We start from the raw sequence: 13,621 nt of genomic DNA on the forward strand, positions 1-13,621 counted from the left end.
TTAAGCGGGCTTTCTTTTTTTAATTCTTTATCTCGGTTTCCGGTTCTTTCACCGCTGGGACTATCGGATTTCCATCAGCATCTATTTCAATTATATTATCGAAACCCAGTTCGTCCAATTTACTCGCAATCTTGGCCCTATCCCCTACCATAAACCAATTTACAGCTTCTGGCTTCACTATTTGGGTACTTACCTTACGAACATCATCCAATGACAGGTTACGGACATTTTGATCATAGGTTTCATAATAGTTGTCAGGTAGATTGTATCGTAAAAGGTTTCGTATGGAAGTATTTACTGCGCTATTGGTTTCCCATTGTCCCGGCAAACTCAAAACCTGATTTGTCTTTACTTTGTCAAGTTCTTGTTGCGTAGCAGGGCGGGTGGATATAAATTCGGAGATTTCCTTGCGGATTTCACTCACAGATTCCGAAGTTTTGTCTGTTTGCACGGGTGCATAAACGATAAATGGTCTTTCTTCCTTCGATCCTAAAACAAATCCACCTGCACCATAAGACCAATGTTTGTCTTCACGTAAATTCATATTGATTCTTGAAGTGAAATCCCCTCCAAGGATGCTTACCATTTGTTCCAGGGCAATTTCCGAAACTCCACCATACTTTTCAGTCAAATGCCCAGCAATGATAACGGATTGTTGTGATTCTGGTCTGTTCATCAAATACAAGGTGTTTTTGGTATTCGTTTTGGGTTCGTTAAACGTAATTGCAGGAATGTTTCCTTTTCTCCACTTGCCCAATGTCTTTTGAAGTTTGGATTTTAAATCATCCATTTCAATATCCCCCGTAACAATAATCGTTGCGTTATTAGGTTTAACCCACGTATTGTAAAAACTGAGCGCATCTTCCCTGGTAAGTGCTTCCACAGTGTTTTCGTATCCAGTTCCTGTATAAGGATTACTATAGGGATGGTCTTCCCCATACATATATTTGTTCATGACCCTTAAAGCCATTGCAACCGGCTGTGCCTTTTCATTTTTAATGTTGTTTATCTGTTCATTCTTTAGACGATCAAACTCTGTTTGCGGAAAAGTGGGGTTTAACACAACATCAGAGAATAGTTCCAGACTCGCATCGAAGCTTTGTTTTAGGGTTGTCATAAAAACATTGGACTGATCTTGATTTGAAAAAGTGTTCAAGCTAACTCCTAAAAGTTCGGACTTTTCGCTAATTTCTAAGGAGTTCAGGTCTTTAGTTCCCTCATCCATAAGATTCATGGCCAATTGAGCTGTACCTGGGCTACTTAAATAGTCGGTTTTATATCCTGCGTTTACTACAAGGTTCACCACAACCGTTGGAACTCCCGTACGTTTGGCCAAAATAATGTTCAACCCGTTGGATAGCTGCGCTTTTTCCAAAGATGGAAACTTGGAACTCTTTTGTTTCCCCAATTCTGGAAGTTTGGAGCGATCTACAGTACTTTCTTGGACACTATACTCGGGAAATGGCTTGCACACTAAAACATGTTTGCCCATGGACAACCACTTGTTGGCTGTTTTTCTAAGATCTTCAACCGTGGCATCCTCAATAAATTTCAATCTGGTTTTGTAGTAGGAAGCGTCCCCAAAATAGGTTTGGTTAGAGGCTAAAATATCAGAAACTCCACCAAAACCACCAATTCGTTCAAGTCCTTTAATGAAATTGGCAAAATAGGCTGCTTTAACCCTTGTCAGTTCGCTTTCAGTGGGCCCTTCAGCCAAGAATTTTTTGATTTCGGCCTCCAGCTCACTTTCCAATTTATCGGCATCCTGGCCTGGCTTCACATTCAACCAAGTAATAAATCTACTCGCTATTTCGCTTGATGCTTGAAACGAGACCACTGAACTGGCCGATTGATCTTCATAAACAAATTTTTTGTACAATCGAGAGTTTTTACCACTTGTGAGTATGGCAGATATCAAATCAAAATGTAAATCTTCTTCCGCTCCAAACTGTGGTGTATTCCAAGCAAACAACACCCTGGTCTCAGGCACCCTATCCTCATAAACCTGATAGGTATCAAAACTGCGTTCAGGAATGTTGACCTCTTGTCGTTCAATGGTTGGCCCTGCAGGAATATCCCCAAAATATTTTAGCACCTTTTGGTATACATCTTCCGGGTTCACATCACCTGCCACGGCAACCACGGCGTTTGCTGCTCCATAATACGATTTAAACCATTCCTGTACATCTTCTAAAGACGCGGCGTTCAAATCTTCCATTTCACCAATAACGGTCCAAGAATACGGATGTCCTTTGGGATACATGGCCTTGGTCAAATAATCCCACTGCATTCCGTAAGGTTGGTTCTCTCCCTGTCGTTTTTCATTTTGGACCACCCCTCGTTGTTCATCCAATCTTTCTTGGTCAACAGCGCCCAACAAATGTCCCATCCGGTCCGATTCCAAAAAAAGTACCTGATCCAGAGCTGACACGGGCACATTCTGAAAATAGTTGGTTCGGTCGGTGTTTGTGGTTCCATTCAAATCGGTTCCCCCAATGCTCTCCAAAGCTTGAAAATAATCCTTGTTGTAATTTTCGCTGCCGTTGAACATTAAATGTTCAAATAAATGTGCAAAACCGCTTTTACCGGGTTTCTCATTCTTAGAACCCACATGGTACCACACATTAACTGCCGCAATGGGAGCTTTGTGGTCTTCGTGAACAAGCAGCGTTAGTCCGTTGGGCAAACTATAATGCTCATACGGTATTTCTATCTCGCTGGCTTTGAATTGAAAATTCTGCCCTCTTTGCGATTGAATGCAAAACAAGGCCATGGCAATAAAAAGGAAATTTCTTTTCATGACTGTGATTTTATGTTTTTGATTGAAAAATTTAGTGCCAAACAAGGTAATAATAAGTTTTAGTTTTCCCAAGCAACAGAAAATCTTATCCAAAGAGAAACTTAGTTTTCAATCATTTTTTTAAGTTATTCGGGACATATTTTATACTTTCACAAGAAATTAAAATCCCCCGTCATGAAAAATAATCTTTTAATCCATCTAGGACTGGCGCTCCTTAGAATTGTTCCGTCAGCACTTTTGATGACCCACGGATATCCAAAACTTCAAAAATTAATCAGTGGTGATACGGAGTGGTTAAATCCTATCGGAATTGGACAAGCACCATCCCTCTTTTTGGCAATGATCGGTGAGTTTATTTGTCCCATTCTGATTATAATTGGGTTTAAAACCAGATGGGCCGCCATACCTTCTGCCATTACCATGTTTGTGGCAGCATTTATTTATCATGCTTCCGACCCTTTGGGTAAAAAAGAACTGGCGCTTGTCTATTTCACCATTTTTGTGGTTATTTTTCTATTGGGCCCAGGTAAATACAGTGTGGATAAAAAATAATCTAGTCAATCTGAACCAGCAATTCTTTCAATAAATCGGCTTGCGATAAATTGTTGGCATCAACACCTTTACTCTTTAAATCGAGCTGTCGAAGCCCCGAGACAATTCCACTGACCCGCTTCATGGGATAGTTTTTAGCGGCGACGGTGAATTCATTTACGAAATAAGGATTGATTCCCAACACCTTCGATACATTCCCCGGTGAGTGGTCTTTTAGACCATGGTACTGCAACAATTGTGTGAAAAATGTGCTCAGCAACGATATGGTCACTACAAAGGGATTATCCTTTGGATTTTGCGCAAAATAGTCCATAATACGCGCAGCTTTACGAATGTTTTTTTCGCCGATCGCCTTTTTGAGCTCAAAATTATTGAAGTCCTTACTTATTCCGATATGCTTTTCTATCAATTCTGAAGTAATTTGGGCACCGTCAGGAACCACCATCACCAACTTGTCCAACTCGTTGTTGATTTTGCTAAGATCCGTACCCAAATACTCTACCAATAATGCCGAAGCCTTTGGCTCAATCTTGTATTTTTTTCCGTTCAACGTTCGGCGGATCCATTCGGATACTTGGTTCTCATATAGTTTTTTGCTTTCAAAGAGTTCGCCGTTTTTTTGAATGGCCTTGTACAATTTCTTCCGTTTGTCCAACTTCTTGTACTTATAGCAAATGACCAATACCGTAGAAGGTTGAGGGTTCTCCACATAGGAAACAAGTTGTTCAATAGCCCGGGATAAATGTTGTGCTTCCTTCACAATCACAACTTGGTGTTCCGCCATCATGGGAAACCGTTTGGAGTTGGAAATTACTTCGTCCACACTAATGTCTTTCCCATAGAGCACCATCTGATTAAATCCCTTTTCCTCTTCCGAGAGTACATTATCAGCAATGTATTGCGAAATCTTATCAATATAGTAGGGCTCCTCACCCATTAAGAAATATACAGGCTTTGGTGTTCCCTGATCAATCTTGCCAACTATTTCCTTAATCCGGTCCATTCAGAAAAAATCATCAAATTTGTCCAATGCAACCATTGAACTTTCCAAAGTATACGTTTAGAGTCAAAAATAGCGAAAATAGCATCCATATTTTCGACTTGATCCGTAAAAAATTTGTGTTGCTTCAACCAGAGGAATGGGTGCGCCAACATGTACTCCATTTTTTGATTTTCACCAAAAATTATCCAAAGAGTCTAATAAATGTTGAAAAGCAACTAACGATTAACAACCTAAAAAAAAGGTATGATATCGTAGTTTTTAAACCAAATGGAAGTATTAATGTTTTGGTGGAATGCAAAGCACCAGAAATAAATATTGACCAAACTACATTTGACCAAATAGCACAATACAATTTAAGTTTGGAGGCAGATTATCTTATGGTCACAAACGGAATGGAGCATTATTATTGCAAAATGGACTTTAAACGTGAAAAATATATGTTTTTAAAGGAAATTCCTGATTTTAGCCGTTAATTTGCTGCCGTTTTGAAAGTCGCCATAGTCATATTAAACTGGAACGGTAAAGCGTTGTTGGAAAGATTCCTTCCTTCGGTGGTTGCCCATTCCGAAGATTCTGACATTTATGTAGTGGATAATGCCAGCTCCGACGGTTCTGTAGATTTTTTAAAGAATCAATATCCATCAATCGGTGTCGTTTGCAACACTGAAAATGGCGGTTTTGCAAAAGGGTATAACGATGGTTTGCAAAGCATTGATGCCGATATCTATTGTCTTTTAAATTCAGATGTTGAAGTTACCCCAAATTGGCTGGGTCCAATACTTTCCGTATTTAACAACAAACCAGACTGTGCCATTATTCAACCCAAAATATTGGACCTCAATCGTAAGGAGTATTTTGAATATGCCGGAGCTGCCGGTGGATTTATCGACATGTTGGGTTACCCTTTTTGTAGAGGACGGATTTTTCAGGCCTTGGAAAAAGATTCTGGACAATACGATGATATTAAGGAAGTATTTTGGGCCACTGGGGCTTGCATGTTCATAAAAAGTGATGTCTTTAAATCGTTGCAAGGTTTTGACGAGGACTATTTTGCGCATCAAGAAGAAATTGATCTTTGTTGGCGGGCCAAAAATGCAGGTCACAGGGTTTATTATGTTGGAAAGAGCAGAGTTTACCACATGGGCGGTTCAACCCTCAAAAACATGGATCCCAAAAAGACTTTTCTCAATTTCCGGAATTCGCTCTACTCCATCACCAAGAATCTACCAGGCAAAAGAGCCTTTTCAATCATCTTTTTGCGGTTACTATTGGATGGCATAGCCGGGTTACGTTTTATATTTCAGTTTAAATTCAAGCACTGTTTGGCCATACTTAAGGCGCATATCAGTTTTTATATTAATTTTAGAAAGATTTACGGTAAAAGGGAAAAAGCTAATTTTTTGCAAAAATACTATTCAACGACATCCATTGTCTGGTCCCATTTCGTACATCAAGTAAAGAATTTTAACATTTTAGTAAAAGATTAACTAAGCCTGATCACCCAAACATTGCATTTTATATAATTTTGATCTCGTTTATAATCCAAAAAATCAAACATATCTATAATCTATTACCACAATTATGAAAAAAATTTTCCTCGGAACACTGTCCATGGCGGTTTTATTGACTTCTTGCGTATCTCAAAAAAAGTATGCGGATCTTGAAGCCAAGCAAAAAGAAACCCAAGACCTGCTAAATTCTGCAACAGTTAAACTTAATGACTGCTTGGAAGAAAAGGCTACAGCCTCGTCTAGATTAAAAACCCTCGAAGATCAAAATGCTTTCTTGAAGGCAAACAATCAAGAGTTGATCAACAATATGGGTAATTTAACCACCCTTACCACAAAAGGAGCCGAAAATTTGGAAAAATCTTTGGAAAGCCTGCGTGAAAAAGACCTTACCATTAGAAAATTACAGGATGCGGTTACCCGAAGAGATTCGGTGAACCTTGCTTTGGTACAAAGCCTTAAAGGAGTTCTTGGAAATTTGGATGACGAAGATATTGAGGTTAGCGTAGAAAAAGGCGTGGTATATGTATCTATTTCTGATAAATTGTTATTCAGAAGTGGAAGCTATAATATCACAAGCGCAGCTAGAAACGTTCTTGGCAAAGTAGCCAAGGTGGTCAACAACAAGCCTGATTTTGAATTTTTGGTTGAAGGGCACACGGACAATGTACCTTTCTCTAGTGGTGTTCTTGTTGATAACTGGGATTTGAGTGCGAAACGTGCCACATCGATAGTTAGAACGTTGCAAAACGACTTTAATGTAGATCCCAAGCGTATGACCGCGGCTGGAAGAAGTTACTATGTGCCATTGGCGTCAAATGATTCTGCCACCGATAGAGCTAAAAACAGAAGAACAAGGATTGTGGTGCTACCAAAAATTGATCAGTTCTATAATATGATCGAAGAAGGAATGAAAGACCCTGCAATAGGCGGTTCTGGAAACTAACCTTTCTTGTTACAATATGAAAAAGCGGCTATTTCGGCCGCTTTTTTTTGTTTCAATGTCAGGTCGGACTTTCATCCTGAGCCTGTCGAAGGATCAGTCGAGACCGTATTCAAAAGGCAACCCGCATAGACTTCTGGACTGCGCTCGAAGTGACAGTTTCCCATTGCTATTTAAATCTAAAAGTGAATAGGGTTCGCTCTTAATTTTTTCGCTAGAAAATATCCAGGCTTCCTTTACCTTCCCTGATGACTTCAGGATATCCTTCGGATAAATCCACCACCGTTGAAGCAATATTTCCACCATATCCCCCATCAATCACAACATCTACAAGGTTTTGCCATTTCTCATAAATCAATTCTGGATCCGTGGTGTATTCCAGAATGTCGTCCTCATCACGGATTGAAGTGGATACAATCGGATTACCTAATTCGGTGACCAAAGCTTTTACAATGGCATTATCTGGAACCCGGATACCCACGGTTTTCTTTTTTTTGAAGTCTTTAGGGAGATTGTTATTTCCAGGAAGGATAAAAGTGTAGGGGCCTGGCAATGCCCTTTTTAATATTTTAAATGTTGCTGTGTCAATCTGCCGTACATATTCGGAAAGATCACTTAAATCAGGGCAAACAAACGACCAATTGGCCTTTTCCAATTTTATTCCTTTTATCCGTGCTATTCGTTGCAAGGCTTTTGAATTTGTAATGTCACAGCCCAAGCCATAAACGGTATCGGTAGGGTAAATAATCAATCCTCCTTTTCGGAGTATTGCCCCAATTTTCTCAACCTGTTTTGGATTCGGATTTTCCTCAAAAAGTTTTATGAGTTCGGCCATCAAACAATGTGCATTTTATACAAAGTAACGAAGATTATGTTCAATCCTGTTTTTCAACGCACTCTGGTAACCAATCTAGTTATCCAAAACCTCCAATTTGGCAAAGCGAAGCAGTAGTTTTTTTATATCTCCCCTATCAAATTTGATTTCTGCCTTTTTATCGTTGCCCACTCCTTCAATCTTAAGCACCTTTCCTTTGCCAAACCGTGTGTGGTTTACCATTGAACCTTCCGTTAAATTAGGGTCGCTGGTATTTGTATTGTTGGTTGGCGATGAAATCTCTGGCTTCAATTTTCTAAGTTTGCGCAATTGGCTTTCGTTGGGTCTTTGAACGCTCGGAGGTGTTCCACTCTTAGGTTTTATTTGCCTAAGTTTACTTTTGTCCACCTCGCCAAAAATGTTAGCGTCGATCATCGATTTATAGCGATAACCATCACTTACAGGAGTAAGGTTTTCAACGTATTGCTCTTCTATTTCCTCTAAAAATCGACTGGGTTCTGCATCGATAAGTTTACCCCATCGATATCGGTTCTGCGTATAGGTCAAATACGCTTGTTTTTCCGCTCGGGTCAAAGCCACGTAAAACAACCTTCGCTCTTCTTCCAATTCACTGCGGGTATTCATACTCATTGCTGATGGAAAAAGATCTTCCTCCATACCCACAACATACACATATGGAAACTCCAATCCCTTTGCAAGGTGAATCGTCATCAAAGCTACACGATCATCATCACCTGTATCCTTGTCCATATCAGTGGCCAGCGCCACATCTTCCAAAAATTCGGTTAAGCTTCCCGTGGCATCCGCCAGTTCTTTTTGTCCTTCCACAAAATCTTTGATCCCGTTCAAAAGCTCCTCAATGTTCTCCATACGGGCAATTCCCTCAGGGGTTCCATCTTTTTTGAACTCCAAAAGCAATCCTGTCTTTTTGGACACATGTTCAGCAAGGGCAAATGCATCCGAACCTTCATTCATGATCTGGAAACTCTTGATCATGGTTACAAAATCTTGCAGTTTGCGCTGTGTACCCGCATTGATTTTTAACTCGAGCTTTTCCAAATGTTCCATCACTTCAAAAATAGAACGCCCGTAATGATTGGCAGCCACCACCAATTTATCAATGGTGGTCTGCCCAATACCACGTGCCGGAAAATTGACAATTCGCTTTAGGGCTTCCTCATCCTTCGGGTTGATGACCATACGCAAATATGCCAATACATCCTTGATTTCCTTACGTTGATAAAAGGAAAGGCCTCCATAGATTCGATAAGGTATATCACGTTTGCGCAATGCATCCTCTATGGCCCTGGATTGTGAATTCGTTCGATACAAAACGGCAAACTCACCATTTTGCATTTGCTGTTGCATTTTATTTTCAAAAATGGAACTTGCAACATACCGACCTTCTTCAGCATCTGTAATACTTCGGTGGACTTTTATCTTATTTCCCTCGTCATTGGATGTCCAAACCACCTTTTCCAGCTGGTTTTTGTTCTTGGCAATGATGGAATTAGCTGCGTTGACAATATTCTTGGTGGAACGATAGTTTTGTTCCAACCGATACATCCCAACATCATCATAATCGCGTTGAAAATTGAGGATGTTATTTATATTGGCGCCTCTGAATGAATAAATACTCTGAGCATCATCGCCCACCACACAAATATTCTGGTATCTGTCCGAAAGCGCTTTTACAATTAAATATTGGGAATGATTGGTATCTTGATACTCATCCACCAAAATATATCGGAACCGATCTTGGTATTTCATCAATACTTCTGGAAAACGGGTCAAGAGCTCATTGGTGCGCAATAAAAGGTCATCAAAATCCATGGCTCCCGCCTTAAAGCAACGATCTACATAATTTTGGTAGATCTCGCCTAATCTGGGCCTTTTGGCCATAGCATCGGCCTCAACCAATTCAGGGTTTTGAAAATAGGCCTTTACGGTAATCAAGCTGTTTTTATAGGACGATATCCTGTTCTGAATCTGCTTGTACTTATAAATATCCTTGTCCAATCCCATTTCCTTGATAATGGCAGCAATCAAACGTTGGGAATCTTGGGTATCGTAGATGGTAAAATTGCTGGGGTAGCCTAATTTGTCCCCATCAAAACGTAATAATTTGGCAAAAACGGAGTGAAAAGTTCCCATCCAAAGATTCTTTGCCTCCGAATTTCCCACGATGGTGGCGATACGCTTTTTCATTTCGCGTGCAGCCTTGTTGGTAAAGGTCAATGCCAAAATATTAAAGGAGTCCACCCCTTGCTCCATCAAATGCGCTATCCTATATGTGAGAACCCTAGTCTTTCCAGAGCCTGCACCCGCAATAACCATCAACGGACCATCTTTGTGCAATACCGGAGCCCGTTGGGCATCGTTCAATTCATCCAAAAAAGTACTCAAACCTTTAGGTATTTTAAAATAGATGTGAAATTAGCCAATAATGGTTTCATGCTAAAATGATGCAGTTAATACTTATAAACACTGGACAAGTTTTCATCTGAATTGAATATATTTAGGAAATCAAAAAAATATGGAACGACCCCTGCTACCATTTCTTTTTTTCTGTGTATTCCTTATAGCCGAAACGGTCGTTTGCCAAACCCCAACTACAGGCCCCATCATTGACGATTTTGGCAAGGTTTATAAGATAGATAACCCCGATTTTAAAGTCCATCCAGATAAAACTTATAAAGCAGTTATTGATGTAACTGGTAAAAATGATTCGCATGATGCCAGAAACCCATTAATTGAAACTGCAGCCCGTTATTTAAATATGCATGCCCAAAGTGGAGTCCCCGCCAAGCAACTAAAAGTTGCGTTGGTTGTTCACGGGGGTGCATCAAAAGATGTCATCTCCAATACAGCCTATCAAAAAAGATATGGAAAGGACAATCCAAATTCCGATTTGGTCAAATCGCTACTGAATATTGATGTTCCTGTAATTATCTGTGGGCAATCAGCGACCTATCACGGAATCGACAGGTCAGAACTTATTGAGGGGGTACAACTTTCATTATCCGCCATGACTGCCTTGGTCCATTTACAAGACGAAGGTTACCAATTAATAAAATTCTAAACTCAAAATACATATGTACAAAACTTTGACATTTACGTTCTTGCTAGCAAGTTTATCTGTTTGGGCCCAAGGTCCAAATTTGGAAAAGGATTATTCCGCTGTTGAAAACAAAGTAATTGAATGGCGAAGGGACATCCATCAAAATCCTGAACTCAGCAATCGAGAGTTTAAAACTGCCGGAAAAATTGCCAAACATTTAAAATCGCTTGGAATTGAAGTGCAAACAGGAGTTGCAAAAACCGGTGTGGTTGGTTTGTTAAAGGGAAATCAACCAGGAAAGGTGGTTGCCCTTCGGGCAGATATCGACGCACTACCTGTAACGGAACGTAACGACCTTCCTTTTAAGTCCAACGTAAAATCAACATTTTTAGGAAAGGAAGTTGGTGTAATGCATGCCTGTGGCCATGATACCCATACGGCCATTTTAATGGGAGTTGCCGAGGTTCTTTCCAAGAACAAGGATAAAATCAATGGAACGGTTAAATTTATCTTTCAACCTGCTGAAGAAGGTGCACCTCCGGGTGAGGAAGGTGGAGCCTTGCTCATGGTAAAAGAGGGTGTGCTCACAAAACCTGATGTTGATGCCATTTTCGGTTTACATATCAATTCACAAACCCCAGTGGGTACCATAAAATACAAAGCTGGTGGTAGTATGGCCGCTGCTCAACGATTTGTTATCAATGTAAAAGGAAAACAGACACATGGCTCACAACCTTGGGGTGGTGTAGATCCCATTTTAATCAGCGCAAAAATTATTGATGGTCTTCAGACCATTATTAGCAGGGAAACAGAATTGACCAATGAGGCAGCTGTAATCTCCGTTGGTAAAATAACAAGCGGGGTGCGTTTTAATATCATTCCGGAAAGTGCCGAGTTGATTGGAACTATACGAACTTTGGATTATGAAATGCAAAAACACATCAACAAGCGTATGGAAGAAATGGTGCCTGCCATAGCTCAAGCTTACGGAGGAGATGCCACGATTGATATTAAAAGTTCAACTTCCATTACGTTCAATGACCTTGAACTGACCCCTAAAATGGTTCCTACTCTTGAAAGGGTTGCAGGGAAAGAAAATGTACAAATCCATAAGGCAATTACAGGTGCAGAAGACTTTAGTTATTTTCAGGAAAAAGTTCCTGGCCTCTATTTCTTTTTAGGTGGAATGACCCCCGGAAACACCGAGTCCTTTCCGCACCACACCCCAGATTTTAAAATTGATGACAGTGGCTTGTTGTTGGGCGTAAAAGCAATGACCGAATTGACGTTAGATTATTTGAATATGTAGATGGAAGGAATACTGGATTTTTTCGGGTCGATTTCTTGGTGGGCTTGGATTCTGATTGTTTTAGTATTGGTGGCCGTACGGGATATTTTCTTTCAGAAAGCCCACACCATAAGCCATAATTTTCCAGTGGTTGGACATCTACGGTATTGGTTGGAAAGTATTGGCCCCGAGATGCGCCAATATTTTGTGGCCAACAATCGTGAAGAGTTACCGTTCAATAGGATTGAAAGAGGATGGATCTATGCATCGGCCAAAAAAGAAAACAATTATGAAGGCTTTGGTACCGACCGTGACATCTATGCACACCAACATATTTTTGTAAAAAATGCGATGATAGGGTATCAAGCGCCTGAAAATCATCCCAACAAACACAACCCATATTTCTTACCCTGCGCCAAGATTATTGGGGCCTACAACAAACGTAAAAAGCCTTATCGCCCAGCATCGATAATCAACGTTTCGGCCATGAGTTTTGGTTCCCTGTCCGCGACCGCTGTGGAGTCCATGAATAAAGGGGTGCAAAAAAGTGAGGCCTATCATAATACCGGAGAAGGCGGGTTATCTCCCTACCATAAAAATGGAGGGGACATCATTTTTCATTTTGGAACCGGATATTTTGGGGTACGATCTCGAGAAGGGAATTTTTCCATGGAAAAAATGAAGATTTTGGTAGATGAAAACCCATGTATCAAAGCCATTGAAATCAAACTTTCCCAAGGGGCCAAACCTGGTAAGGGCGGTGTGCTTCCAGGGGCCAAAATCTCTCCCGAAATTGCGAAAATTCGGGGTGTTGAAGTCGGTAAAGATGTACTCTCCCCTGCTACGCACAAAGCTTTCAGTTCTATACCCGAGCTTCTTCAACTTATTGAAGATATTGCCCAAGAGACAGGCCTTCCGGTCGGAATCAAAGCTGCGATTGGCAAGCTTGACCAATGGGAAGAGCTTGCTGATTTGATGAAAACATCGGGGAAAGGCCCCGACTTTATTACTGTTGATGGTGGTGAAGGAGGGACAGGAGCCGCTCCGCCAAGTTTTGCGGATCATGTTTCACTGCCATGGGTGTATGGTTTCTCATCTGTTTATAAAATTTTTCAAGACAGAGGATTGACAGGGCGCATAGTTTTTATTGGCAGTGGAAAATTGGGCTTTCCCGCCAAAGCGGCCATGGCCTTTGCGATGGGGGTGGATTGTATCAATGTAGCTCGTGAGGCCATGATGAGTATCGGGTGTATTCAGGCCCAAATTTGTCATACCAACAGATGCCCCGCAGGGGTGGCCACCCAAAGCAAATGGTTGCAAAATGGCATCAACATTCCCTTAAAATCGGACAGGTTGGCCCAATATTTCAAGACATTCAGAAAAGAATTTTTGGAAATCACCCATGCTGCGGGCTACGAACATCCCTGTCAATTTACCATGTGCGATATTCAGGTGAATGTAGACGACGACTACCTCAGCAGTGATTTAAAAGCTGTTTATGCATATGAAAAAAATGAAGTCCCTTTCAATTCTATGCAAGAACTTCACGATTGTGTTTATTTGGGCGGAAAGCCAACTTCCGAAAAAACATCCTAATTTAGGGGCATCAAAAGAGAACCAAATAGTACTTA

Annotated in this window: 11 protein-coding genes; 7 read left to right on the forward strand and 4 right to left on the reverse strand. The window is 40.7% G+C overall.

Features of this window, described 5'->3' with window-relative positions:
* Positions 1 to 19 precede the first annotated feature (19 nt).
* Positions 20 to 2,800 carry a M16 family metallopeptidase gene (locus ACULLG_RS12225; protein ID WP_452127079.1) on the reverse strand — a complete coding sequence of 927 codons (2,781 nt, stop codon included), beginning with the start codon at positions 2,798 to 2,800 and terminating at the stop codon, positions 20 to 22.
* Between the two features lie 174 nt (positions 2,801 to 2,974).
* On the opposite strand from ACULLG_RS12225, the gene ACULLG_RS12230 reads away from it, so the two are divergent.
* A complete protein-coding gene (locus tag ACULLG_RS12230; protein ID WP_452127080.1) occupies positions 2,975 to 3,352 on the forward strand; it encodes a DoxX family protein in 378 nt (125 codons plus the stop codon).
* A 1-nt stretch (position 3,353) separates the two neighbouring features.
* On the opposite strand, the gene holA is transcribed toward ACULLG_RS12230, so the two are convergent.
* Positions 3,354 to 4,355 (reverse strand): DNA polymerase III subunit delta, encoded by a 1,002-nt coding sequence (gene holA, locus ACULLG_RS12235; protein WP_452127081.1) that lies wholly within the window; start codon positions 4,353 to 4,355, stop codon positions 3,354 to 3,356.
* Between the two features lie 26 nt (positions 4,356 to 4,381).
* On the opposite strand from holA, the gene ACULLG_RS12240 reads away from it, so the two are divergent.
* The 3 genes from ACULLG_RS12240 (at position 4,382) to ACULLG_RS12250 (ending at position 6,809) form a co-directional block, all read left to right on the forward strand.
* Positions 4,382 to 4,828, forward strand: a complete 447-nt coding sequence (locus ACULLG_RS12240) for a type I restriction enzyme HsdR N-terminal domain-containing protein (RefSeq protein WP_452127082.1) — start codon at positions 4,382 to 4,384, stop codon at positions 4,826 to 4,828.
* Positions 4,829 to 4,840: 12 nt separating this feature from the next.
* Positions 4,841 to 5,842 (forward strand): glycosyltransferase family 2 protein, encoded by a 1,002-nt coding sequence (locus ACULLG_RS12245; RefSeq protein WP_452127083.1) that lies wholly within the window; start codon positions 4,841 to 4,843, stop codon positions 5,840 to 5,842.
* A gap of 94 nt (positions 5,843 to 5,936) precedes the next feature.
* Positions 5,937 to 6,809 carry an OmpA/MotB family protein gene (locus ACULLG_RS12250; protein WP_452127084.1) on the forward strand — a complete coding sequence of 291 codons (873 nt, stop codon included), beginning with the start codon at positions 5,937 to 5,939 and terminating at the stop codon, positions 6,807 to 6,809.
* A 211-nt stretch (positions 6,810 to 7,020) separates the two neighbouring features.
* Here ACULLG_RS12250 and ACULLG_RS12255 read toward each other — a convergent pair whose 3' ends face one another.
* Positions 7,021 to 7,641 (reverse strand): L-threonylcarbamoyladenylate synthase, encoded by a 621-nt coding sequence (locus ACULLG_RS12255; RefSeq protein WP_452127085.1) that lies wholly within the window; start codon positions 7,639 to 7,641, stop codon positions 7,021 to 7,023.
* 75 nt (positions 7,642 to 7,716) lie between these two features.
* The gene (locus tag ACULLG_RS12260; RefSeq protein WP_452127086.1) at positions 7,717 to 10,047 is read right to left on the reverse strand and encodes an ATP-dependent helicase; all 2,331 of its coding nucleotides are present in this window, start codon (positions 10,045 to 10,047) and stop codon (positions 7,717 to 7,719) included.
* Between the two features lie 130 nt (positions 10,048 to 10,177).
* Here ACULLG_RS12260 and ACULLG_RS12265 point away from each other — a divergent pair, with 130 nt between their 5' ends.
* Genes ACULLG_RS12265 through ACULLG_RS12275 form a run of 3 tightly spaced genes read left to right on the forward strand, consistent with a single transcriptional unit; the run spans position 10,178 to position 13,586 of the window.
* Positions 10,178 to 10,723, forward strand: a complete 546-nt coding sequence (locus ACULLG_RS12265) for a DsrE family protein (RefSeq protein WP_452127087.1) — start codon at positions 10,178 to 10,180, stop codon at positions 10,721 to 10,723.
* 13 nt (positions 10,724 to 10,736) lie between these two features.
* Positions 10,737 to 12,011, forward strand: a complete 1,275-nt coding sequence (locus ACULLG_RS12270; protein WP_452127088.1) for an amidohydrolase — start codon at positions 10,737 to 10,739, stop codon at positions 12,009 to 12,011.
* Entirely contained in the window at positions 12,012 to 13,586 is a 1,575-nt protein-coding gene (locus ACULLG_RS12275; RefSeq protein WP_452127089.1) for an FMN-binding glutamate synthase family protein, read from the forward strand.
* Positions 13,587 to 13,621 lie beyond the last annotated feature (35 nt).

The organism is Flagellimonas sp. 2504JD1-5, assembly GCF_053618295.1.